The 24627-nt window shown below is 56.8% G+C and carries 23 protein-coding genes; 14 read left to right on the forward strand and 9 right to left on the reverse strand.

Going from position 1 to position 24627, the window contains the following annotated elements; translation table 11 throughout:
* Positions 1-109 precede the first annotated feature (109 nt).
* From tsaB to ABD827_RS05150, 3 genes are all read right to left on the reverse strand, one after another.
* Entirely contained in the window at positions 110-796 is a 687-nt protein-coding gene (tsaB, locus tag ABD827_RS05140) for a tRNA (adenosine(37)-N6)-threonylcarbamoyltransferase complex dimerization subunit type 1 TsaB (RefSeq protein ID WP_344962953.1), read from the reverse strand.
* Between the two features lie 7 nt (positions 797-803).
* Entirely contained in the window at positions 804-2738 is a 1935-nt protein-coding gene (yoaA, locus tag ABD827_RS05145; RefSeq protein ID WP_344962955.1) for a DNA repair helicase YoaA, read from the reverse strand.
* A 159-nt stretch (positions 2739-2897) separates the two neighbouring features.
* Positions 2898-3620, reverse strand: coding sequence for a ZIP family metal transporter (locus ABD827_RS05150; RefSeq protein ID WP_344962957.1), 723 nt, complete (start codon positions 3618-3620; stop codon positions 2898-2900).
* 120 nt (positions 3621-3740) lie between these two features.
* Here ABD827_RS05150 and ABD827_RS05155 point away from each other — a divergent pair, with 120 nt between their 5' ends.
* Both ABD827_RS05155 and hglS read left to right on the forward strand, forming a co-directional pair.
* Positions 3741-4490, forward strand: coding sequence for a tRNA (adenine(22)-N(1))-methyltransferase (locus ABD827_RS05155; protein ID WP_344962959.1), 750 nt, complete (start codon positions 3741-3743; stop codon positions 4488-4490).
* A gap of 127 nt (positions 4491-4617) precedes the next feature.
* On the forward strand, positions 4618-5988 hold the full coding sequence (gene hglS / locus ABD827_RS05160) for a 2-oxoadipate dioxygenase/decarboxylase HglS (RefSeq protein ID WP_344962961.1): 1371 nt from the start codon (positions 4618-4620) through the stop codon (positions 5986-5988).
* A gap of 436 nt (positions 5989-6424) precedes the next feature.
* Here the strand turns inward: hglS and ABD827_RS05165 are convergent, their stop codons facing one another.
* Positions 6425-6568: a hypothetical protein gene (locus tag ABD827_RS05165; protein ID WP_298722758.1), complete on the reverse strand. Its 144-nt coding sequence runs from the start codon at positions 6566-6568 to the stop codon at positions 6425-6427.
* Positions 6569-6576: 8 nt separating this feature from the next.
* A complete protein-coding gene (locus ABD827_RS05170) occupies positions 6577-7809 on the reverse strand; it encodes a porin family protein (protein ID WP_344962963.1) in 1233 nt (410 codons plus the stop codon).
* Between the two features lie 529 nt (positions 7810-8338).
* On the opposite strand from ABD827_RS05170, the gene ABD827_RS05175 reads away from it, so the two are divergent.
* The 11 genes from ABD827_RS05175 (at position 8339) to hisIE (ending at position 19873) form a co-directional block, all read left to right on the forward strand.
* On the forward strand, positions 8339-9337 hold the full coding sequence (locus ABD827_RS05175) for a TAXI family TRAP transporter solute-binding subunit (protein WP_344962964.1): 999 nt from the start codon (positions 8339-8341) through the stop codon (positions 9335-9337).
* Positions 9338-9405: 68 nt separating this feature from the next.
* On the forward strand, positions 9406-11337 hold the full coding sequence (locus tag ABD827_RS05180) for a TRAP transporter permease (RefSeq protein WP_344962966.1): 1932 nt from the start codon (positions 9406-9408) through the stop codon (positions 11335-11337).
* Between the two features lie 118 nt (positions 11338-11455).
* Positions 11456-12367: a LysR substrate-binding domain-containing protein gene (locus ABD827_RS05185; protein ID WP_344962969.1), complete on the forward strand. Its 912-nt coding sequence runs from the start codon at positions 11456-11458 to the stop codon at positions 12365-12367.
* 384 nt (positions 12368-12751) lie between these two features.
* Positions 12752-13648, forward strand: coding sequence for an ATP phosphoribosyltransferase (hisG, locus tag ABD827_RS05190; protein ID WP_298722809.1), 897 nt, complete (start codon positions 12752-12754; stop codon positions 13646-13648).
* 3 nt (positions 13649-13651) lie between these two features.
* A complete protein-coding gene (gene hisD / locus ABD827_RS05195) occupies positions 13652-14944 on the forward strand; it encodes a histidinol dehydrogenase (protein ID WP_344962971.1) in 1293 nt (430 codons plus the stop codon).
* On the forward strand, positions 14941-15999 hold the full coding sequence (hisC, locus tag ABD827_RS05200) for a histidinol-phosphate transaminase (protein WP_344962973.1): 1059 nt from the start codon (positions 14941-14943) through the stop codon (positions 15997-15999). Before hisD ends, hisC begins: the two co-directional genes overlap by 4 nt.
* Positions 16000-17085, forward strand: a complete 1086-nt coding sequence (hisB, locus tag ABD827_RS05205; RefSeq protein ID WP_344962975.1) for a bifunctional histidinol-phosphatase/imidazoleglycerol-phosphate dehydratase HisB — start codon at positions 16000-16002, stop codon at positions 17083-17085.
* On the forward strand, positions 17082-17684 hold the full coding sequence (hisH, locus tag ABD827_RS05210) for an imidazole glycerol phosphate synthase subunit HisH (protein WP_344962977.1): 603 nt from the start codon (positions 17082-17084) through the stop codon (positions 17682-17684). The genes hisB and hisH overlap by 4 nt, the downstream gene beginning before the upstream one ends.
* A gap of 80 nt (positions 17685-17764) precedes the next feature.
* A complete protein-coding gene (hisA, locus tag ABD827_RS05215) occupies positions 17765-18502 on the forward strand; it encodes a 1-(5-phosphoribosyl)-5-[(5-phosphoribosylamino)methylideneamino]imidazole-4-carboxamide isomerase (RefSeq protein ID WP_344962979.1) in 738 nt (245 codons plus the stop codon).
* On the forward strand, positions 18484-19257 hold the full coding sequence (gene hisF / locus ABD827_RS05220) for an imidazole glycerol phosphate synthase subunit HisF (protein ID WP_344962981.1): 774 nt from the start codon (positions 18484-18486) through the stop codon (positions 19255-19257). The genes hisA and hisF overlap by 19 nt, the downstream gene beginning before the upstream one ends.
* A complete protein-coding gene (gene hisIE, locus ABD827_RS05225; RefSeq protein ID WP_344962983.1) occupies positions 19250-19873 on the forward strand; it encodes a bifunctional phosphoribosyl-AMP cyclohydrolase/phosphoribosyl-ATP diphosphatase HisIE in 624 nt (207 codons plus the stop codon). Before hisF ends, hisIE begins: the two co-directional genes overlap by 8 nt.
* A gap of 561 nt (positions 19874-20434) precedes the next feature.
* Here the strand turns inward: hisIE and ABD827_RS05230 are convergent.
* The 4 genes from ABD827_RS05230 to ABD827_RS05245 all read right to left on the reverse strand — a co-directional run bounded on the left by ABD827_RS05230 (position 20435) and on the right by ABD827_RS05245 (position 24194).
* Positions 20435-21358: a M14 family metallopeptidase gene (locus ABD827_RS05230; protein ID WP_344962985.1), complete on the reverse strand. Its 924-nt coding sequence runs from the start codon at positions 21356-21358 to the stop codon at positions 20435-20437.
* Between the two features lie 216 nt (positions 21359-21574).
* Positions 21575-22096: a hypothetical protein gene (locus ABD827_RS05235; RefSeq protein ID WP_344962987.1), complete on the reverse strand. Its 522-nt coding sequence runs from the start codon at positions 22094-22096 to the stop codon at positions 21575-21577.
* A 67-nt stretch (positions 22097-22163) separates the two neighbouring features.
* Positions 22164-23366 (reverse strand): DUF6932 family protein, encoded by a 1203-nt coding sequence (locus tag ABD827_RS05240; protein WP_344962989.1) that lies wholly within the window; start codon positions 23364-23366, stop codon positions 22164-22166.
* Between the two features lie 117 nt (positions 23367-23483).
* On the reverse strand, positions 23484-24194 hold the full coding sequence (locus ABD827_RS05245) for a hypothetical protein (protein WP_344962991.1): 711 nt from the start codon (positions 24192-24194) through the stop codon (positions 23484-23486).
* A 178-nt stretch (positions 24195-24372) separates the two neighbouring features.
* Between ABD827_RS05245 and ABD827_RS05250 the strand changes: the two genes are divergently transcribed.
* Positions 24373-24627: site-specific integrase (locus ABD827_RS05250; protein WP_344962993.1), on the forward strand; the 255-nt coding region annotated here is incomplete at its 3' end.

A 24627-nucleotide genomic window follows, 5' to 3' on the forward strand; every position in this document is an offset into this window, starting at 1 on the left:
CGCCGTTTGCGATACTGAAAACTACGGTGGTAGGGCCGCTGAGGATAGTACAGGGGAGGATCCGAGTCCTCCCGTTGTCTGATTGAGAAAATATTCACTGCAGCTCCCGTCAGCGGCCCGGCAGTTTTTGCCAGGTCACCTTGTCGCGCAGATAGACAGGGCGTGCGTCAGCCGCAGCAACCCCTAGCCCGGCTTGCCATAGTTCCAGCGCCTGGGGCAATAAATCACGCGCCTCGGGAAAGGGTACCGCCTCGCATCGTTCTTCTACCCGACTCATCAGTTCAGCATAGGTGACAAAGGCCGAGCCCACACCCAGCGGCCAGCGGGCGCTGTCCGCGCTACTTTCCAGAAATTGCGCCGGTGCCAGCACCTGTTCTTCATCGGTGCCGACCATGAGTCCCTGCTCCAGCCGATAAGCCCCCACATAGATTTCGCCCATGCGCGCATCGATGGCCGCCAGCACTTGCTCGCCCCCACAGGCACGATAGGCGCCCTGGGCCAGCGCCTGCAGATTGGACACTCCCAGCAGTGGCAGGTCGGCGCCATAGGCCAGCCCCTGCGCGACTCCCAGGGTGATGCGCACGCCGGTGAAGGAGCCGGGACCCCGACCGAAGGCCAGGCCATCGAGCTGATTCAGCGACAGCTCGCCTTCGGCCAGCAACTCGGCGACCATCGGCAATATCAAATCCGTATGGCCACGAGGGGCCACCTGATAACGGCTCAACAACTCGCCGTTTTGCCACAAGGCGGCAGAGCAGGCCTCGGTGGCGGTGTCGATGGCCAGTATTCGGGTCATGTGTTCATTACTCCAGGGTTGATAAAAATTCGGCCAACTGCTGCAGACTGCGGGTACGAGGCATGGCCGGCAGGCTATTGATAAAGTCGGCACCATAGGCCCGGTTGACCAGGCGACCGTCGGTGATCACCAGCACGCCCTTGTCCTGTACATCCCGGATCAAGCGCCCTACCCCCTGCTTAAGGGTAATAATGGCCTTGGGCAACTGCACGCGGGCAAAGCCGTCTTCGCCCCGCCGGCGACAGTCTTCGAGCCGGGCGCTGAGCAAGGGATCATCCGGGGCGCTGAACGGCAGCTTGTCGATCACCACACACTGCAGGGCGTTACCCCGCACATCGATGCCTTCCCAGAAACTGCTGGTGGCCACCAGCACCGCCCGGCCGTCCTGACCGAAACGCTCCAGCAGCCGCACCTTGTTGTCTTCACCCTGTACCAGCACGGTGCGATCCAGCCGGATACGCAGCACCTCGGCGACCTCGTTCATGACCTTGTAGCTGGTACAGAGAAAAAAGCTGCCGCCGGGCACCGCATTCAGGGTGTCGGCCAGGCTTTCGGCCAGCCAGCGGCCACGGCCGGCGGCGTTGGTTTCCGGTAAATAGCGGGGCACGCACAAACGGGACTGGCGAGAGTAATCAAAAGGACTGTCCAATTGCAAGGTACGACACTTTGACAGCCCGAGATCGGCGCAAAAGTGCGCGAAACTGTCCCCTACCGCCAGGGTGGCGGAGGTAAAGACCCAGCTCACCTCGTCTTTGGCCAGCTCCACCGAAAAGCGTTCGGCCACCGACAGCGGGGTTTTATGAAAGCTGACATGCAGCCGGGTGCAATCGAACCAGTAGGAATAGCCGTCTTCTTCTACCCGGGTAACCGAGTCCAGCTGGGTACGCAGCCCCACCAGACGTTCGAAGCAGTGATCGAGCTGCTCGCCCCGCCCCAGCGCCAGCTTGAGCACCTCGTAAGTGAAGGCCAGGCTTTCGTTCAACCGAACCATGGCCTGCGCCACCTCGGCTCGCGCCAGCATGGGCCGCAACTGCCCCCGGCTGCTGTCATGGCCAAAGGTCAGCCGCAGGTCCTGAACATGACGTTCCAGCTGATCCGCCGCCTTGCCCAGCTGGGCCATGTCTTTGGCTTCCACCTTTTGCGCCAGCCGCAGATCCCGCGCCAGTTCAAGCACTTGCTTGCTGGACTGACTCTGTCCGAAATACTGGCCGGCAATCTCCGGCAACTGATGGGCCTCATCCAGAATATAAGCGTCGGCGTCGGGGATCAGCTGACCAAAGCCGGTGTCGCGCACCGCCATGTCGGCGAAGAACAAATGGTGATTCACCACCACCACTTGTGCCTCCATCGCCTTGTTGCGGGCTTTAACCAGATAGCAGTCCTGATAATGACTACAGTCGCGGCCCAGACAATTATCGTTGGTGCTGGTCACCAGCGGCAGCACCTCGCTGCGTTCGGCCAGCCCCGGAATATCGCCGATGTCACCGCTGTGAGTCATCGGCACGAAGCGCCGCACCCGCTGCAAATCGGCCAGCCCCTCTGCCGACAGCATGGGTACGCTGTCGTTCAGCAGACCCAGCCGCTCCAGACAGAGGTAGTTGGATCGCCCCTTGAGCAACGCCACCGGATGGTGATAGTTCATCGCCTTGACCAGGGTGGGCAAGTCGCGATGAAACAACTGTTCCTGCAGGTTGCGCGAGCCGGTGCTGAGCACCACCTTCTTGCCCGCGGCCAGCACCGGCGCCAGATAGGCGTAGGTTTTGCCGGTACCGGTTCCCGCCTCGACCACCAGCGGGACCTTGTCGTCCAGCGCCTGACCTACCGCCGTCGCCATCTCTACCTGGGCCGCGCGGGGTTTAAAGCCGTCGATGGCCCGGGCCAGCGGCCCCTGTTCGGTGAAGAGTTCGGTAAAGAGCGTGCTGCTGTTGTCGTCGTGATCCAAGGCAGGCAAATCCCGTCGGTGAAAAGGGCATGATAACAAAAGCGGCCGGTACACGGCAGCCGCCTGTTCCGTTTTAACATTCCGTTTTTGGCATTCCGCCCCTTCTCACCTCACACCTCACACCTCACACCTCACACCTCACACCTCACATTATTGACCTCAGGCATGGCTTGTCAGCATGTGCCCGAGAATACCCAGCACGAAGCCCAGTACCGCGCCCATCGGCGGGGCCCAGTGTTTTTCCAGCACCGCCTGCGGGGCTATGTCCTGAAACACCGAATAGAGAATACCGCCGCCGGCAAACAACATGATACCGGCCACCAGCGTCGGCGAATCCGCCAGCCAGACATAGCCGGACAGTCCCGCTATCGGCCCCAGCATTGCCATTGATGCAAACAGGGTAATAATCTTGCGCCCGCTATAGCGAGAAGAAGTGCCCAGCTCTCGATAGGCATTAAATCCCTCGGGCATGTTCTGCAACGCCATCAAGGCGGCCAGCAACAGGGCGCTACCGGTTCCTCCCAGCGCCAGCGCCGCCCCCAGCGCCAACGATTCCGGAATAAAGTCCGACAGCATGGCCGCCAGCTGACTGGCCGGGGTATTGAGTTTGTACAGCAGCACATCCAGCGCCATAAACGTCAGACCACCGCCGCAAAAACACAGGGCAACGCTGGTCATATCGAGATAAGAGGATCCCTCCGGCACCAGCACCAGCGCCACCGCCGACAACAGGGCACCGCCGCCGAAGGCCACCACCGAATGGCGAAATTCGTTTTCCAGCCAGTCCGGATGAATGTGCTCCTTGCACCCAATCAGTGCCCCAAGCGGCATGGCCATGCCGGCCATCAGGGTCAGTGCCAGTATGATCATCACTTCAAACATCAATACACCCTCATATGAATCTTGTTTTTATGGCGTCTTGTTATCACACCGGCGCCGGAATAGCCATGAAAGCGCCGCCAATACGCAAGGCCGGTCGACGCTGATATACTGTGCGGTTTGATGTCACAGACCCTTATCATGAAAATCGGCAAACGACTCCAGCACATCGACGCCATGGTCGCCACCGGCTATACCCATATCTGGGATTGCTGCTGTGATCACGGTTTATTGGGCGCCTCTTTATTGTCCCGGCAGGCGGCACCATTTATTCACTTCGTCGATATCGTGCCCGAGCTGATGGGCGAGCTTGAAACCAGGCTACGACGCTTTTATCCGGCCATGGCGCCCCACCCATCGCCCTCACCGGACCGGTCTGTATGGCAGGTGCACTGTATTGACGTGGCCAGCCTTCCTCTGTCCCGGCACGAGGGCAGGCAGCTGGTGATCATCGCCGGTGTCGGTGGCGATTTAATGGTGCAACTGGTGCGCGCCATTCATGAGGACAATCCGAATGCCGACATCGACTTTCTGTTGTGTCCGGTTCATCATCAGTTTGCCTTACGCCGGCAACTGATTAAGCTGGATTTTCAGCTACTTGAAGAACGGCTGGTGGAAGAAAATCGGCGCTTTTACGAACTGCTGCTGGTATCGAGCAAAGCCCGTGACATACAGCCTCGGTGTCGAGCCCAACGCAGAGTCAGTACCGTCGGCGAGCAGATATGGCAGGCACACAGCCCCGAGCAGGCCGATATTGCCTCGCGTTATCTGAGCAAGACCCTCGCGCATTATCAACGCATGCAGCGTGGCCTCGATGATGTGACTCCCATCATCGAGGCCTATCAGGCGGTCATCATTCAAGCGCATCGCTGACCCGGCTCGCCTTGCTATCCATTCCAATATGGAATGGATTGGTGAGCAGTCGCCGTTTGTCATTTATCATGTACTGGCAGTAAGGTTAATGGCATCACCACCTCATCGGTAGAAGGACATCAGCATTATGGCGCACGACTCTTTTTTGCCTGCGGACGATATCCGCACCCTGTTTTCCGAATCCATGTCTCGTATGTATCAGCAGGAAGTGCCTCAGTACGGCACCCTGATGCAGCTGGTGGCCGAGGTCAACGAACAGGTACTGGCCGCCGAGCCGGCACTGCAACACCAATTGCGCGAGACTGGCGAGCTGGACCGACTGAGTCTGGAACGCCATGGCGCCATTCGGGTAGGTCGTGCCGCCGAGCTCAACATGCTGCGCCGAATCTTCGCCATCATGGGCATGCATCCGGTCAGCTATTACGACTTGTCCGAAGCTGGCGTGCCGGTGCATTCCACCGCCTTTCGCCCCACCGACGACGCCTCGCTGCGGCGCAACCCATTCCGTATTTTCACCTCGCTGCTGCGCCTGGAGCTGATTGAAGATGATGCACTGCGGGCTCGCGCGGCCGAGATCCTGGACGGGCGCGATATTTTTACCGCCAAGGCCCGGGTGCTGGTCGCCCAGGCCGAAGCGCAGGGTGGCCTGACCGAAGAGCAGGCGCAGCACTTCGTGGCCGAAGTGCTGGAAACCTTTCGCTGGCACCAGCATGCCACCGTCGATCTGGCCAGCTACCAGGCCCTGCAGGATGCCCACCGGCTGATTGCCGATGTGGTCTGCTTTCGCGGCCCCCATATCAATCATCTGACCCCGAGAACCCTGGACATAGACACGGTGCAGCAACAGATGCCTGCCGTGGGCATCACCCCCAAGGCGGTGATTGAAGGGCCGCCCCGCCGTCGCTGTCCCATACTGCTGCGCCAGACCAGCTTTACCGCGCTGGAAGAGCCGGTGCGCTTTGCCGGCGAGCAGGCCGGTACCCATACCGCTCGTTTCGGTGAAATTGAACAGCGCGGCATGGCGCTCACCCCCAAGGGCCGCGCCCTCTACGACGAGTTGCTCAACCGCTCGCGTCAGACGCCGGCCGAGGCCGACAACGAGGCCCATCAGCGCCGGCTGGCCGAGGTGTTCGCCGATTTTCCGGACGATGAAGACAGCCTGCGCACACTGAAATTGGGCTATTTCCGCTATGGACTGACCGAGGCCGGGCGCCGGCAGGCAGAACGGGAAGAAAGCGCCAGTGGTGATATTGATACACTGATCGAGGCCGGTCTGATCAAGGCCACCCCCATCATCTACGAAGACTTTCTGCCGGTCAGCGCCGCCGGCATCTTCCAGTCCAACCTGGGCGGTGTGCAGCATCAGGCCTATGTTCAGAATGCCAATCAGGCCGCCTTTGAACAGGCCCTGGGTTGCCCGGTGCAGGACGAGTTTGCCCTCTACGCAGCACTACAGGACGACTCCATCCGGCAGGTACGTCAGGTGCTAGATGCCTGATTCTAATACCATTTATACCAATCTGGAAAACTAACTGTCACAGTAAAAGTCGAACGAAGGGTTCACTCCCTCGACACGCTGAACCGCATCCCTGCGACGCTCAGCACATGACGTCCTGTCATGTGATGGTCGCTGGAGGTGAACCCTTCATCCGCCTCTATGCTACAGAGTCACCTGTGGGAGAATCTGCAGACAACTCGGTGTTTAAGGAGAGGCAACAGAGATCGGCTCCCACGACCGTGAAATGCCATGGACGGCATTTCCGAGCCCCCATGGACGGCATTTCCGAGCCCCCATGGATGGGTTTATGGCGTGTCGTGGGAGCTGACTCTGTTTCCTCGAGTACCCTGTTTAAGAAACAGCGAATGTCATCCCCTCACGGCGTGTCGGAGAAGTGGGCCCTTTGTTCGGAGTTGGCGAGTGCTGGAATCCACCCTTACCTTTGGTACAGGTAAGCCCCGTCGGCACCACTCAGCAGACCCGGCCCTGCGGGTATTTCCCGTTCGCTGTGGTACTGCACCGGAGTTCCGCTACAGCCACCGAGTAACAGCAGTATCACCAGCATGATGCTTATTTTCATCATCACTCCTAAAACTTGATTCGGGCACCGGCAATGACCGCATCCACCTCATCGAGGTTTTCTCCCGCCCGTTCCAGATCATAGTTGCGATAACCCACATAGAGTTCGGTCGCCCAGTTATCGACATTCTGTACCATCTGCACCCCGACCGACTTGGCCTTGTCGCTTCTCTCCTGGGCATGGTTGGCCACATGGTAATCGGCAGAAAATGCGGTTTTACCGGCGTCAAACCACCGGTTTTGATACCCCAGTTTACCGTAGACAAAATTGGGATCGAGTGACTCGCTGTCCCGTTCCCCCGCCGCCAGGGTGACACTGACCCCGCTGTTATGCAGGAAGGACGCCGAGCCGTTCACCTGACCGTCGTTGCTTTCCTGATCCGAATAGGCCACCGCCGCCGCCACAGTCCCCTGACTATACTCGGCGGCGTAGGTCAGCGCCGTATCCCAGGCACTGTCTTCCACCGCACTGGCCGCCAGTTTCACCCCGGCCATACTCGGGGTGTCGTAACGCAGACGGTTTTTCCGGCCCAGACCGTCCAGGTTGAGAAAGACGTCACCCACCCGGGTTGTGCTCAGGTTACCGGCGCCATTACGGAACTTGATGCCGCCGGCAATATCGGCGGTAGAGGAATAACCCACCAAAGCGGTGCCGGACAAGTCCATTTCGGAGCTGTCTTCACTGGCGGTCCAGCCTTTACCCATCCACACCTTACCCATGCGGTCGTGATCGAAATACACCTCCAGCCGGCGATCGGAAACACTGTCGCCACTGACCGCTTCATTATCCTGGCTGACGCTGGCAGTCGAATTGGACTCCAATTGCACCTCGATGGCGGTCCCTACTGTCAGCTCGGGGCTGACATCCCCTTCCCCGATCACCCTTAAGCGAGTGGAGGAGCTGTCGTTATCAACATGGTAGAGCTCGCTTTCTTCACCGTCATCCACCACCAGCAGGGCCCGATTCACATGCCCGGACACAGACACTCTAATCTTGTCGTTCCCCGAACTGACCACGGCCGGTGCCCGGGTCGAACTCATGGTCTCGACTTTGGTTTCTGCCGCCCGGGCTCGCGCCTCGGCATTCTGTGTTTTGGTTTCAAGCTGATCGACCCGCTCAAGCAGGGTGCCAAGCTGGCGCTTGAGCTGCTCCAGTTCCTGTGCATCGGTCAGGGCTAATGCGGGCCCGCTGGCCATGGCGCAGACGATGGCCGTCGCCAATAGTGTTTTTTGATGGATCATGATGCTTCTCCTCTCGCTTCACTGCATTCCTGGATACAGACACCGTCACCCGATGGATAAGGCATCGTGTTATGAAGGTGTTGAACGAGGCAGTAGATAGCAGAGTGATTCATCCTTTATAAACGATATCCCTCCCTGGAGTTGGTCACTTTTTGAACAACACCTTGTCGTTAACTTTAGTCAAGTTCAGCTTGAAGCACCATGCGGCACCGCGAAGGAAAAGATACATACGAAAATCATTTATTGTTTAACCGTCATGATCCCGCCTGACCATAAACCACCAAGCCTGATTACCACCATTCTCTAAATAGCTACAAACCGACCAACCAATAGCACAAAACACCAACATGACTGAGGATAAAGAATGAATGTATTATCATTTTTCGTTTGATCTCGAACAAAAAATGGTAGACCCTTCGCCGTCATTTAAGATCACACTACAAGGCCGGGAACGCCAGACATCAACAGCCAGCGGCTGACACTGACGATGAAACGGACAGAACTCTCGGCTGATAAGGACATTGAACCCATGAAAAAGACATTACTGGCTGCCGCCACCCTGACCCTGACCACCGCACTGGCTGGCTGTGACGCCGGTGGCAGCAAAGCCAATATCGCCGTCGGTCCCGCCGCCAGCACCACCCAGAAAGTATCGCGCATGGTACTGGGTGCCTACGGCGTTGAAGAGGCGGATTTCAATGCCTATCAGGAACGTTTCGGTGACGCTCTGGACGGTGTGCAGGATGGCAACATCGATATCTCCATGGGCATCATGGGCCTGCCCGCCGGCAGTATCGAAAGCCTGCAGGCCGCCTCTGGTGACGTGGTCATGCTGAGCCTGTCCGATGAAGTCGTGGACAACATCGAAAAAAGCAGCGATTACCGCCGCTTTATTATCAGCAAAGACAGCTACAAGTTCCTGGACAACGACGTGCAGACCATCGCCGCCTTCGCCGTATTGATGGGTAACACCAACACCATCAACGAAGAAATGGGCTATCAACTGGCCAAGGTCATGTATGACCAGGCCGATCAGATCACCCATTCCCAGTCCAAGTTCCTGACCCTGGAAAATGCCCTCAACGGTGGCGACTCGCTCAAGATCCACCCGGGTGCCAAGCGTTTCTATGAAGAAAAAGGCTTGACCGTCAATATGCCCGTGGCCAAGCTGGGCAATGTGACTGCCAAGCATGAGTTTATTCTCGGCACCGGCAGCCAGGGTGGCACCTACTACCCGCTGGGCGGCGAAATAGCCACCACCTGGAACAACAATATCCCGGGCGCCAACTTCACCAACGTGGAAACCAGCGCCTCCATCGAAAACCTGGTCAGCATTCGCGACGGCAAGATGGATTTGGGTATGTCTGTGCATGTACCGGCCCGCAACGCCCTTGAGGGCAAGGCCGAGTTCGCAGGCTCGCCGGTAGATAACGCCGCCTTTATCGGCCAGATCTACCCGGAAGTGGTTCAGATTGTCAGCCGCGCCGGCAACAACGTCTCTTCTTTCGAGAGCATCAAGACAAAATAACCGATCCCGGTCTGGATTGAGGTGGGCATTCGTGTCCGCCTCTTTTTATTTGGTTAATGGAATCTGCTATGGATAACACTCAAACACCGGAAGCGCTGCTCGAGAAATACGACAAAGAGTCGGCCTTCAGAAAAAACATCGGTCGCTGGGGTTGGATAGTCACCCTGTTTGCGGTCGCCCTGACCAGCTTTCACCTGTATACCGGCTACTTCGGTACCCTACCCACTCAGAAACAGGGCGCGGTGCACCTGGGGCTGGCCCTGGGCATGATATTCTTGCTGTATCCGGCCCATCGTCACGGCATCAACCGCAGTGGTGTGGTCTGGTACGATGTGGTACTGGCCTTCGTCGCCACCTTCGTCGCCTATTACAAGATCCTGTTCTTCAATGAAATTCTGCAGGGTCGCATTACCGGCTACTCGAGCTTTGATCTGTTTGTTTCCATTCTCGGCGTGCTGTTCGTACTGGAAGCGACCCGGCGCACCGTGGGCATGCCCATCGTCATCGTTGCCTCGCTTGCCATCGCCTATGCCTTGTTCGGCAACTTCATTCCGACCCGTATCCTGTCTCACCCCGGCTTCGAGCTGACCGATGTGTCGGTCAGCCTCTGGTTCCGGGAAAGCGGCATCTTCGGCACTCCAATCCAGATATCCGCCAAGTTTATCTTCCTGTTCCTGTTCTTCGGCGTGGTGCTGACCCGCACCGGCGTGGGTCAGTTCTTCAATGATCTGGCCTTTGCCTGTACCGGTCGCTACACCGGCGGCAGTGCCAAGGCTGCGGTGATTGCCAGCGCCTTTCAGGGCATGATTTCCGGCAGCTCGGTCGGTAACACGGTAGCATCCGGCTCCTTCACCATTCCGATGATGAAAAAGGCCGGCTTCAAACCTGAATTTGCCGCCGCCAGCGAAGCCGCCGCCTCTACCGGTGGCCAGATCATGCCGCCGCTGATGGGCGCCGCCGCCTTCATCATGGTGGAATATATCGGGGTCTCCTACGCCGAAATCATGATGGCCGCCATTATTCCCGCCGTGCTCTACTTCAGCGGCATCTTCATTGGCGCCCACTTCGAAGCCAAGAAACAGGGCATTCTGGGCATTCCCAAGGATCAGCTGCCGAGCAAACTCGGGCTGCTCAAGCGTCAGGGCTACATGCTGCTGCCACTGGTAGTGGTGGTCGGCACCATTCTCGCCGGTTTCACCGCCCAGCGCGCCGCCCTGCTCGGCATTGCCGCCGCCCTGATCGTCAGCATGATCAGAAAGGAAACCCGGCTGTCTCCCGCATCACTGCTATCCCTGCTTGAGCAGGGCGCACGCGTGGCCTTGCCGGTGATCGCCGCCGTCGCCACTGCGGGTATTATTGCCGGCGTGGTGGGCATGACCGGGCTGGGCGCCAAGTTTGCCGCCGGTATCATCAATCTCGCCGATGGCACCCTGATCCTGGCGCTGATATTCACCATGGTCGCCTGCATCGTACTCGGCATGGGGCTGCCGACCACCGCCAACTACGTGGTAACCGCCACCATAGCGGCACCGGCGCTGATCAATGAATTCGGCCTGGCGCCCATCGCCGTGCACCTGTTCGTATTCTACTTCGGCATCGTCGCGGATATTACCCCGCCGGTCTGTCTGGCCGCCTATGCCGGGGCCGGTATCGCCAGGGCCAACCCGATGAAAACCGGGGTTACCGCGGTCAAATTGGCCATCGGTGCCTTTATCATCCCCTATGTGTTCGTCTACAACCCGATACTGGTGATGGTGGATGTGAACCTGCCGGAACTGGCCATGGCGCTGGCGTTCGCACTGCTCGGCATGATGGCCATCAGCAGTTCGCTGATTGGCTATTTCATCCGTCCCAGCTCGATGCCGGAACGCGCCTTGCTGCTCGCCGCCGGTCTGGCCATGGTGATGCCGGGTGCCATCAGCTCCGGCTCCGGTCTGGTGCTGATTGCGCTCTGCTACTGGCTGCAGCGCCAGCGGACCGAACAGGTCGCTACCGCTTAATCTGCCTTGCAAACGACCCGGCCATTGCCGGCCGGGTCACAATTCCGGATCACCTCCGATATCATGTCACGATGACCGAGGTATACTGGCGACCTGTTTTCTATCTATGAACGGATTCATGCGCTATCTACCTTCCATCGCGGCCATGCAGTGCTTTGAAACTGCCGCCAGACACCTGAGCTTTACCCGGGCGGCCGACGAGCTCAGCCTGACCCAGAGTGCGGTCAGCAAACAGGTGGCTCAACTGGAATCGTTCCTTAGTCGCAAGCTGTTTCGGCGGGTGCGGCGTTCCCTGTGTCTGACCCCCGAAGGCGCCATCTACATCGGTGAAGTGCGCAAGATCCTGGCCCAGCTGGAAAGGTCGTCCCAGTACATCATGTCCTACAACAGCCATCTCGATGTGCTCAAGATAGCGACCCTGCCGACCTTCGGCAGCCGCTGGCTGACGCCGCGACTAAGCGCGTTTCTCGACCGTCATCCCCATATCAGCCTGGACTGCTGCGAACAGGTCGAACCCTTCGATCTGGACAAGGAAAGTATCGATATCGCCTTTTTCTACGGCCACGGCAGCTGGCCCGGCCTGGAATGTCATCGCCTGTTTGATGAAGAAGTGATCCCCGTGTGCGCGCCGACGCTGCTCGGATGCCAGACGCTGGGCTCACCGCTGGATCTGACCCGGTATCGGTTGCTGCATCTGTCGACCCGGCCGCAGGCCTGGCACGACTGGTTTGCCTCCCAGAGCCTGACCACAGAGCACAGCTATCAGGGCAATCGCTTCGAAACCTTTCATATGCTGATCCGCGCCACCATGGCCGGTACCGGCATCGCCCTGCTGCCGCGATTTTTGATTGAAGACGAGTTGGCGCGAGGCGAGCTGATCATGCCCTGGCCCCATACCCTGCTCAGCGCCAACGGCTATTATCTGGCTTATCCCGAGCGACTCGGCGAGGTAGAAAAAGTCCGGCTCTTTGCCGACCACTTGCTGCACAGTGTCGGCGAGCGGCAGATTCCACCAATAAGGTGTGAATAATTATTTATATTTTCTGCAATAAACAAGATTCCCCCTATAGTCCACCAGCGTTCCACCTGAGCCAGAAAGCCGACTCGGTGACGGTCATCATAGAACCCGGAAGTTTCTTGCAAACCGGGGTTGGCAAAACCGGTTCGGCTTGCTAAGGTGGCCGCAGACCTCAAGAGATATACGGGCCAACCTTTATTATGAACTTCCTGCACAACGCCAAGCACCATCATCATCCCGACTAGGCTTTCAGAATTTTATTCTGGAAGGCCTATCCCTTGGCGGCTTCCAGCAGGACAGAAATCCTAAACCCTCGGAAGCAACTGCTCCGGGGGTTTTTTGTTTTACGTGATTTACAGACTTTATTTTACTGACAGGGAACACAACATCATGACACTGGATCAAAATCGTCTTCGCATCGCCATTCAAAAATCCGGCCGCCTCAGCACCGAGTGCCAGAAGCTGCTCAAGGGCTGTGGCGTCAAACTCAACCTGCGTGAACAGCGTCTGATTGCCCACGCCGAAAACATGCCCATCGATCTGCTGCTGGTGCGCGATGACGACATTCCCGGTCTGGTGATGGACGGCGTGGTCGACCTGGGTGTGGTCGGTGAAAACGTACTGGAAGAAACCCTGATGGAGCGCCAGGCCCAAGGCGAAAGCGCGGAATACAGCGAACTCAAGCGACTCGACTTCGGCGGCTGCCGGCTGTCGCTGGCGGTGGCTCAGGAGTTTGATTACCAGGGCCCGCAAAGCCTGGAAGGCAAGCGTATCGCCACTTCCTACCCCTGGTTGCTCAAGCGCTACATGGACAGTCAGGGCGTCAAATTCAAGAGCGTGATGCTGAACGGCTCGGTGGAAGTGGCCCCACGCGCCGGTGTGGCCGATGCCATCTGCGATCTGGTATCTACCGGTGCCACCCTGGAGGCCAACGGCCTGGTCGAAACCGATGTCATCTTCCGCTCCAAGGCGGTGTTGATTCAAAGCGCCAACGTGCTGCCGACCGCCAAGCAACAGGTGATCGACAAGCTGCTGCCGCGTATTCAAGGTCTGCAACAGGCGCGCGAAAGCAAATACATCATGCTGCACGCCCCCAAGGATCGGCTGGAAGCGGTAATCGATCTGCTGCCCGGTGCCGAGCGCCCCACCATCATGCAACTGGCCGGCGAAAGCAACCAGGTGGCCATTCACATGGTCAGCAGCGAAGACATGTTCTGGGAAACCATGGAAGGCCTCAAGGCGCTGGGCGCCTCGTCCATTCTGGTGCTGCCCATCGAGAAGATGATGGAGTAAACCATGAATATTCTCGAATGGAATCAACTGAGCATCACCGAGCAGACACAGGCACTGCGTCGCCCGGCCCTGGCGCAGGGCGGGCGCGAAGCCCAGGTGGCCGACATTATTGCAAAAGTACGTCAGGGCGGTGACGCCGCCCTGATTGAACTGACCCGCACGCTGGACCGCGCCGAGCGCAGCACACTGCAGTTGTCGGAGCAGGAAATCGATGAGGCCGCCGACCGGGTCGGTACAGATCTGAAGGCCGCCATCGAGCTTGCCATCAGCAACATCGAGACCTTTCACCGGGCCCAACTGCCGACGCACATCGCGCTGGATACCAGCCCCGGCGTGCGCTGCGAGCTGCACTTTCAGCCGATAGAAAAGGTCGGCCTCTATGTCCCCGGCGGCAGTGCGCCGCTGGTGTCTACCGTGATGATGCTGGCCATTCCGGCCCGCCTGGCCGGCTGCGAGCGGGTGGTACTTTGCTCGCCGCCCCCGATCAACGACGCCATCGTTTATACCGCCCGTCGCTGTGGCGTGGATGCCATCTATACCCTGGGCGGTGCCCAGGCGGTGGCGGCCATGGCCTACGGCAGCGAGAGCGTCACCAAGGTGGACAAGATTTTCGGCCCCGGCAACGCCTGGGTGACCGAGGCCAAGCAGCAGGTATCATCGGACGTGAACGGCGCCGCCATCGACATGCCCGCCGGCCCTTCCGAAGTGCTGGTGATCGCCGACGACACCGCCGATGCCGACTTTATCGCCTCGGATCTGCTGTCTCAGGCCGAGCACGGCCCCGACTCCCAGGTGATACTGGTGACGCCGAGCAACGCGCTGGCCGACCAGGTCAACGCCGCGCTGGAGCAACAGCTGGCGCAGCTGTCTCGCGCCGATATCGCCCGTCAGGCCCTGAGCGAGAGCCGTACCTTTATCTGTGACGATCTGGCGCAGGCCGTGGCGATTTCCAACGCCTATGCCCCCGAACACCTGATAGTGCAAACCGCCGAGCCGCGCGCCCTGCTGCCGGATCTCAAGAATGCCGGCTCCATCTTTCTCGGCGCCTGGACGCCGGAGTCGGTCGGCGATTATGCCAGCGGCACCAATCACACCCTGCCGACCTATGGCTATTCGCGCACCTATTCCAGCCTGGGGCTGGCCGATTACCAGCGTCGCTTCACGGTGCAGGAACTGACCCCAACCGGGCTGCGTGCCATCGGCCCGGCGGTCGAGTTGCTGGCGGCCACCGAAACCCTGGATGCCCACAAGAATGCGGTGAGCCTGCGGCTTGCCAAACTGGAGAAGCAAGCATGAGCATCACCCAACTGGCCCGTACCCAGGTGCAGGCCCTGACCCCCTACCAGTCGGCGCGGCGCATCGGTGGCCAGGGCCACATCTGGCTCAACGCCAACGAAGCGGCCGACAGCGGTGAATACCAGCTGGATTGCGCACGCCTGAACCGCTATCCCGAGTGTCAGCCCCCCCAGGTCATCAATGCCTATGCGACCTATGCCGGGGTAGACCCCGAGCAACTGCTGGTGACCCGGGGCGGTGACGAAGGCATAGAGCTGCTGATCCGCACCTTTTGCGAACCGGGCCAGGACAATATCCTGATCTGCACCCCCACCTACGGCATGTATGCCATCAGCGCCGAAACCAACGGTGTGGGCATCTTAGAGGTGCCGCTGAATGACGATCGCCAGCCCGACTTTGACGGCATCATCAAACAGCTCGACCAGGTCAAGCTGGTGTTTCTGTGCTCGCCCAACAACCCCACCGGCGATCTGGTGAACAGCGCCGGCCTGTTGCGCCTGCTAAACGCCGCCAAAGACCGCGCCCTGGTGGTGGTGGACGAGGCCTACATCGAATTCTGCCCCGAGTCCACTCAGGCCGGGCTGCTGGCCGATTATCCGCAGCTGGTGCTGATCCGCACCCTGTCCAAGGCCTTTGGTCTGGCCGGCATTCGCTGTGGTTTCACCCTGGCCAATCCCGAGGTCATCGGTCTGCTATTGAAGGTCATCGCCCCCTACCCCATTCCCGAGCCGGTGGCCCAGATTGCCGCCCAGGCGCTGAGCGAGCCGGGTCTGGCCACCATGCGTGGCCGAGTGGCCGACATCAACGCGCTCAAGGCCACGCTGGTCGAACAACTGGCCGCCTCGTCCCAGGTTGAGCAGGTATTCGCCGCCAACGGCAACTATGTACTGGTGCGTTTCACGCCCGGCACCCAGCTCTTTGCCCGCATGAGCAAGGCCGGTATCATATTGCGCGACTTTGCCAGCAAGCCGGGGCTTTCCGACTGCATTCGAATCACCATCGGCAACCAGGCCGAAATGGACGCGGTACTTCAGGTACTGCAACAGGAGCAATAAGTGACTAAGGAACGTATCTTATTTATCGATCGCGACGGCACCATGGTTGAAGAGCCGGCGGTAGACAAACAGCTGGACCGGCTGGACAAGCTGGCCTTTTTGCCCGGTGTGATCCCGGCCCTGCTCACGCTGCAGAACGCCGGCTACAAACTGGTGATGGTCACCAACCAGGATGGCCTGGGTACCGACAGCTTTCCGCAGGCCGACTTTGACGCGCCACACAACCTGATGATGCAGATCCTCGACTCTCAGGGCGTGCACTTTCAGGACGTGCTGATCTGCCCGCACTTTCAGCACGACGACTGCGCCTGCCGCAAGCCGCGCCTGGGGCTGGTAAAAGACTACCTGCAGACCGGTCGCATCGACTTTACCGACTCCTGGGTGATCGGCGATCGTCAGACCGACATGGGGCTGGCCGAAAACATGGGGCTGCCGGGTCTGCATTACGGGCACGGTGACGTAGCTCATGAGAAGCTGGGCTGGCCCGAGATAGTGGCGCGCCTGCTGAGCCGTGGCCGTACCGCCGAGGTGACCCGCACCACCAGGGAAACCGACATTCGCATCGCACTCGATCTGGACACCCAGGGCGGCAACCGGATTAACACCGGGCTGCACTTCTTTGACCACATGCTGGATCAGATTGCCACCCACGGTGGTTTTCAGCTGACAGTGGCGGTGGATGGCGATCTGCATATCGACGATCACCATACGGTGGAAGACACCGCCCTGGCACTGGGCGAAGCACTGCGCAAGGCACTCGGCAACAAGCGCGGCATCGGCCGGTTCGGCTTTGTGCTGCCGATGGACGAATGCGAAGCCGCCGTCACCCTGGACCTGTCCGGTCGCCCCTACATGAAGTTTGAAGGTGACTTCCGGCAAGACAAGGCCGGCGATCTGTCGGTGGAAATGGTGCCGCACTTCTTCCGCAGCTTGAGCGACAGCCTGGCCGCCAATATTCACCTCAAGGTCACCGGCCACAACACCCACCACATGGTGGAAAGCGTGTTCAAGGGCTTCGGCCGCGCCCTGCGCCAGGCCATCAAGGTGGAAGGCAATGAACTGCCCTCCAGCAAGGGGGTTCTGTGAGTTCTTCTACTAACGTCGTCATTATCGATACCGGCTGCGCCAACCTGTCTTCGGTGCGCTATGCCATCGAACGACTGGGTTACGAGGTCACCGTCAGCCGCGATCCGGACGTGGTGCTGGCCGCCGACAAGCTGCTGCTGCCCGGCGTGGGCACCGCCAAAGAGGCGATGAAAAATCTGCAAGAGCGCAACCTGATCGAGCTCATCAATCAGCTGGAACAGCCGGTGCTGGGTATCTGCCTTGGCATGCAGATGCTGGTCAAGCATTCGGCAGAAGGCGACGTGGACTGCCTCGGTAAAATCGACGCCGACTGCGCCCACATGGAAAGCAGCGAGGGTATTCGCCTGCCGCACATGGGCTGGAACCAAATCACTCCCATGCCGGGCCACCCCTTGTTCAAGGACATTCCCGAAGGCAGCTTCTTCTACTTCGTGCATTCCTATGCGGTGCCGGTCGGCGAGTACACCCTGGCATCAAGCCAGCACGGCCAGACCTTCAGCGCCGCCATCGGCCAGGCCAACTTCTTTGGTGTGCAATTCCACCCGGAGCGCTCCGGTGCCGCCGGTGCCCAACTGCTGAAAAACTTTCTGGAGCTGTAAATGATCATTCCCGCCATAGACCTGAATGATCGGATGCGGCAAGGTGCCCAACAGCTGAAAACTTTCTGGAGCCGTAACACATGATTATTCCTGCCATAGACTTGATTGGTGGCAAGGTGGTGCGCCTGTATCAGGGCGACTACCAGCAGAAAACCGAATACACCGCCTCCCCGCAAGCGCGGTTCGACCTCTATGTGGCCGAAGGCGCCACCCAGCTGCACCTGGTGGATCTGGACGGTGCCAAAGACAGCAGCCAACGCCAGCTTGAGGTGATCAGGCAGTTGATTGAAAACACCCCGGTGCCGGTGCAGATTGGCGGCGGCATCCGTACCGAGCAGGACGTGAAGGATCTGCTCGACATCGGCGCCCAGCGAGTGGTGATTGGCTCCACCGCGGTCAAGAAACCCGAGCTGGTGACCAGCTGGATCAAGCAGTACGGCCCCGACCGCATCGTGCTGGCGCTGGACATCAACATCACGCCCTTTGGCGAGAAAAAAATCGCCATCGCCGGCTGGCAGGAAGACAGCGGCATCACCATCGAAGCCCTGCTCGAGCATTATCTGCCGGCCGGTCTGTGCCATGTGCTGTGCACCGACATCTCCAAGGACGGCACCCTCACCGGCTCCAACGTGGCGCTCTATCGCGAGCTGGCCGCCCGCTATCCCACCATTTTGTGGCAGGCATCCGGCGGCATCGGCAACATCGATGATGTGGACGCGCTCAAGGGCACCGGCGTGGCCGGGGTGATCCTGGGTCGCTCCCTGCTAGAGGGTAAATTCACCGTGGCGGAGGCAATATCATGCTGGCAAGACGCATAGTTCCCTGCCTGGACGTCAAGGACGGCCAGGTGGTCAAGGGCGTAAAGTTCCGCAACCATGAAATCATCGGCGACATAGTGCCGCTGGCGCAACGCTACGCGGCCGAAGGCGCCGACGAGCTGGTGTTTTATGACATCACCGCCAGCAGCCAGGACCGGGTGGTCGACAAGAGCTGGGTCAGTAGGGTGGCGGAAGTGATCGACATTCCCTTCTGTGTGGCCGGTGGCATCAAGTCGGTGGAAGACGCGGCCCGCCTGCTGGAATTCGGCGCCGACAAGATTTCCATCAACTCCCCTGCCCTGAGCAATCCGGCGTTGATCACCGAACTGGCCGACACCTTCGGCGTGCAGTGCATAGTAGTCGGCATCGACTCCTACTTCGATGAAGCCACCGGACTCTATCAGGTGCACCAGTTTACCGGTGACGAAAGCCGCACTCAGGTGACCAAGTGGAGCACCCTCGACTGGGTGCAGGAAGTGCAGCAGCGCGGCGCCGGCGAGATTGTGCTTAACGTAATGAACCAGGACGGCGTACGTCAGGGTTACGACCTTGAACAACTGCTCAAGGTGCGCGCCATTTGTAAGGTACCGCTGATCGCCTCCGGCGGCGCCGGTGAAATGGAACACTTCCGTGACGCCTTTCTGGAGGCCGATGTAGACGGCACCCTGGCCGCCTCGGTCTTTCACAAGGGCATCATCAATATCGGTGAACTCAAGCAGTATCTGAAACAGCAAGGAGTGGTAATTCGTGACTGATAATAAAGCATTTGATGCCGGCAAGCTGGACTGGGACAAGGTAGATGGCCTGATGCCCACCGTGGTGCAGGACTGCCACAGCGGCCGGGTACTGATGCTCGGCTACATGAACAAGGACGCCCTGGCCAAGACCCTGGACAGCCGCCAGGTTACCTTTTTCAGCCGCACCAAGAACCGGCTGTGGACCAAGGGCGAAAGCTCCGGACATGTGCTGCAACTCAAGGACATCAGCACCGACTGCGACAACGACACCCTGCTGGCGATAGTAGAGCCCGTTGGCCCCACCTGCCATCTGGGCAATGTGTCCTGCTTCAACGAGCAGCAAGTGCCCGATTTGACCTTTCTGGCCGAGCTGGAGCGAGTGATTGCCGGGCGCAAGGGCGCCGATCCCAAGTCCAGCTACACCGCCAGCCTGTACGCCAGCGGCACCAAGCGCATCGCCCAGAAGGTGGGTGAAGAAGGGGTGGAAACCGCCCTCGCCGCCACGGTGCACGACCATGACGAGCTGGTATGCGAGTCTGCTGACCTGCTGTATCACCTGACGGTGCTGCTGCAGCAGGAAGGCCTGCAACTGAGCGACGTGGTCGCCAAGCTGCAGGAACGACACAGCAAATAAACGCAAAAGGCGGGCAAAAGCCCGCCTTTTCTTTATCATGCCGAAAATGCATGCGCCCTCTGTAGGCCCCAATTTATTGGGGCAAATACGCTTACAGACAAGATACCCGTAGCTGCCGCTTTAGCTGGCAGGGCCTGCGCAGCAGGCCAACATGCCCCGCACGCCCAAACACCTCGGCTGCCCGGTCTCTCTTTGCCGTCATTATCGCGACCCTTCCTTTGTCTCATTCTCGCGACCCTTCCTTTGTCTCATTCTCGCGACCCTTCCTTTGTCATTCTCGCGACCCCTCCTTTGTCATTCTCGCGACCCCTCCTTTGTCATTCTCGCGACCCCTCCTTTGTCATTCTCGCGACCCCTCCTTTGTCATTCTCGCGACCCCTCCTTTGTCATTCTCGCGAAGGCGGGAATCCATTTGCGATCTCTCACAAACAATCCAGACCCGCAGATACCGCTCAACATCATCAGCCAACACCAAACAACGGAACGCAGCTCACGAACAGTGACAATAAACTTCGCTCAGCCAAACTTTATGTAAAATATAAGGGCCACACTTGCCTAGCCCTACCGGTGTACCAGCACGTAGTCTATCGCCGCACACACGGCGGCTACCTGCGCGGCATTGCACTGCTCGGGCGTGGCGCGGGCGCTGTCCGGGTACACTTCCGTGGTGGTCTTGTAACGGGCCTTGGTCATGCCGGCGCACAGACCCAGCTCAGTGAGTGGATACTGGATCACGCCTTTGGCCACCACGGGTGAACCGATGATCTCGCCGTTATCATCCGCCGGTGCGATATGAGTGACTTTTTCTACCGCCTCAATCACCGCCTGCTGAAACGCGGGCTGCGGGTGCTCGCTGTCATCCACCAGATAAAAGCCATCGGGAATACCGCAAGGCTCATAAGGTTTAGCGTCCCGTGCCGCCAGCGCCGGACGAAACTCCCTTTCGTCGGTATCCGTGGTCTCGTGCAGATCGATATGCAGCAACACTCGCTCACGCACCGACGCCACCAGTTGCAGCAGTGCCGCCGACTCTTCTGCCGGACTGCCCTGACGGAATGAACGGTTTGGATCCACCGCATGCGCATTCCAGCGATGAATGCGTTCATAAGCCCAGGGGCTGACACAGGGCGCGACCAGCAAATTCACCCGGCCCGCGTAATCCGCCGCATGCAAATCGACGAACTGCAGAGCACCGTGCACGCCACTGGTTTCATAACCGTGCACACCGCCCGTAATCAGCACCACCGGTAGATCGGCCTGCCAGTCGCGGCTGCATATCGCCATCAGTGGAAAACGTTCATCGCCAACATTCAATTCGCCATACTGCTGCACATCAAAGTGCGAACGCAGCCGCTCGATCACACTCAATACGTCCGCTTCATAACTGCGTTGGCGACGCTGCAACGCCCGCCACTCGCCGCGCTCCGCCTCGCCCCAGGGGGTGCCGGGCGTACCGATGGGATAAGGTGCAGGATCCATTTTCATATCGCTTTTCTCCGGTAATGGCCAATGCCGGCGGGTATTCTGGCATTCGTGCTCAGCGTCGCAATCAGGGCTGATATTGCCCCTTGCAGCCGCAGATCCTTCTCAAAGGATGATTTTCACCAGCCTGTAACGCTTCAAACACCGGCTTGGCGAAGATGGCAGCTTTTTTGAAACAAAAAAGATGAAAGCTTTGCCAAGTCCGAGTGCTTTGACTTGTTATGCACTACGTTCTCGACCTTCAATCGCTTCAATTTTAGACTTATCCCATTCGTGTTTTAATAAATTTTGTACGTGTTTTTCAAGACTAGCGATGTCAGACTTCAATTTATTAATATTTAAGCGCTCTCTTTCACACTCTACATAAATAGAATTGACTGCCTTTAACACCTTATGGTCTAGAGAATGCTGTAAGCTATATTTCCATGCTTTGGGATTAAGCCGCATAATGATATGAGATCTAACACTCCCAAGTTCTGACAACTTGCCTGATCCTTCAATAAACTGATAGCCAAGCTCAATAAATTCAGCTGTTTTTTCACGCAGTTCACTTCGCCAAGCTGCCCTTTCATTTGTCACAGAGATAGTGAAAATATTTTTATCACTATCTTTTGTTGTCTCAGAAAATTTTTTGACAGCCGCTCGATAGCCACCAAATGCACCTAAGCCGCCTATGACAAATTGTACAATAATTTTTACAACCTCAAAATACACATTAACTTCTGAAACTACTGAGCTCAACTTTGCTGCCTCTCTGTGGTGCTTAACGCCGCATTCAGCGGCTTGTCCGCTGCAATGCCTTGTTAGGCTAATTTTTATTTAACGGATATTCTGTTCTCACGCGATCCATTAAGATTTTAAATGCACGGTTATTGTATTTACCTTTATTAGCTTTTAAATATGGGAGCCAGTACTTAAGGATCACATCTCGTTTAATCACATTATTGTGGTCATAAATGCTACATGAGTTTTCTTCGATCAGTTCAGATTTTGAGTTAAATCCTTTTACCCCAGCTTGCCCAAATAGAGGATCTAGCTTCAACCAGTTATTATTCGGCATCCACTTTACCCACTGGTCATTTGGTGCGACTTCGTTTCGGACATGACCAACGGCAAACTTATTTTCCATGCTGTCCCAGTCATAATCTTCGGTTAGGATGCTCCCAGTTAAAGTTATTGACTCAAAGCCTACTGGTGGATCACCTTCAAAGCCAGCTAGATATGCACCAATGATGTATGTACCAAACGAATGTGCTATGACTGATATTTTTGTGTCAGCAGATACGCAATATTGCTCTTTTATTGACAAGATCCACTCACGAAAATCATCAATCACCCTCTTCCGTTCCGAACTCCTCATTAAAATATCTGGCGTCTGATACCCATAATAATAAGGTGCCACAGTCCAACCATCATTACTAAAAATTGGAACCACCTCACTATTCCATGAGGCATTGCTCAATAAACCATGGATAGTTACTAGAACACCTTCAGATTCATTTAAGTCTATAACTTTTCTTTGGCAATATGCCCTTTTAACCACTTCAAGGGTATCGTCATCAGGCATATGCCTGATTTCCCATTCAGAGTTTCCACCGCATAAATCAACTTGAATAACACCATATTTCTGACCATACCTCCCCCTAGAAAACAGAGAAATAAATGCATCAATCATCTTAGGTTCATCTTCCGAACAGAACATTATATCTGCCCGTTTTCCACTTAATATTAGCCGTTCACCTTTACTAGGGATGTGGTCTTTTTCACGAAGAACAATTACTACATCGATATCTGAGGGATTACCTCGCTCTGTTACAAAAGAACCTCCAATAAAGACAATCCTTGCATTTCTATCCTTCGCAAAATCGAATATATCAGTAATCGACTTAGCAAATGGTTTTCTATACTCGTCTTGGCAAAATCTTTCTATGAATTGCAAACCATTACAACGGTGAATGCCTTCTGGAAGCTCACCTCTCTCTGTGAATTCAGGAATCACATTTCCCAACATTTACCTCCAATGTGAATTAGCCTAACGCCGAGTTAAGCGGCACATAAATAGCTGGCTAAAATTGAGAGCGCAGCGAACACAGCTAGCTGTTTTGTGTCCGTTTACTTTAACGCCTTGTTAAATTGCTTCTACGTACTTCCTTATTTCCTCACAAAAACCATTATACTTTTCTATTAAATGATCCATGTCTTTATTAGTTGTTTTTTCTGCTAAGTAAAAGTCATAATCTTGGTTGCCGTCTTTCAGGTGTTTTTCTTTCATTTGCATACAAGCTCTAAAACACTGTATTTGCCACCAAGAAATTTTATTTAATTCACATCCTTTTTGGTAGAATTCCTCTGAAAATAGGAATGGTCTGTGTTGACGCAAATACCCCATATATTTGATGACTGAGTTTTCGGCTTGAGAAACATATTTTTCATCATCAGGTGAAGGTTTGGATGTATACAAATGGCTCAGTCTAACCACATCATCTATAGCTTTATCACAATAGTCCCAAAGCTCTCTATAAACTGAGTTCTTTGCTTCAATAATTTTAACATCTCGTTCATTTCGCAGTGCAAGATAAATTAAATTATGAGTTACACCCAGAACCATCAAAATGCTCCCAGTGATGTAAGCTTCAGTATCTGGCACCTCAACACCCAGATCTATACCCAGCCACTTTTTAAGAACTGCACTAAATAACAAATGTTCAAGTAATGGTGTAGCTACAATCGCGGCACCTGTATATAGCAACACCTTTGTGACACCATTTGAAAATGGGCTTTGTATTTTTATTTTGATCCAGATAATTCCCAAAGACCATAACTCTTTTAGAGGCTTCATACTTGAGACTGCTTCCTTTGCAATTTAACGCCTTGCTCACCGGAAAAATGGGAGCGCAGCGAGTATTTTTTCCGTGTGCAGCAACTTGTTGAACTAAGCCGCTTCGCGGCAGAAAAATGGCGCTCCTTATCATACTGATCTCAGAGCCCTACCAGAGTGGTAGCGGACTGGAGATAGCATGATGAATAGCCAACAACAACGCCACTTCGATGCGCTGTATCAGCAGCATCTCAATAATTTAACTCTGCAAGGCAAACGACCCGCAACCATAGACGCCTATGCCCGTGCCGTGAGGCGGATCGCCGCGTTTTTTGACTGCCCGCCGGACAACCTGACGACTGCCCAACTTAAACGCTACTTTGTCAGCCTGATTGACAGCCATTCCTGGAGTACCGTCAAGCTCGACCGCAATGGCCTGCAGTTTTTTTATCGC

The organism is Oceanisphaera sediminis (assembly GCF_039539745.1).
In the GTDB taxonomy this organism is placed as follows: domain Bacteria; phylum Pseudomonadota; class Gammaproteobacteria; order Enterobacterales; family Aeromonadaceae; genus Oceanimonas; species Oceanimonas sediminis.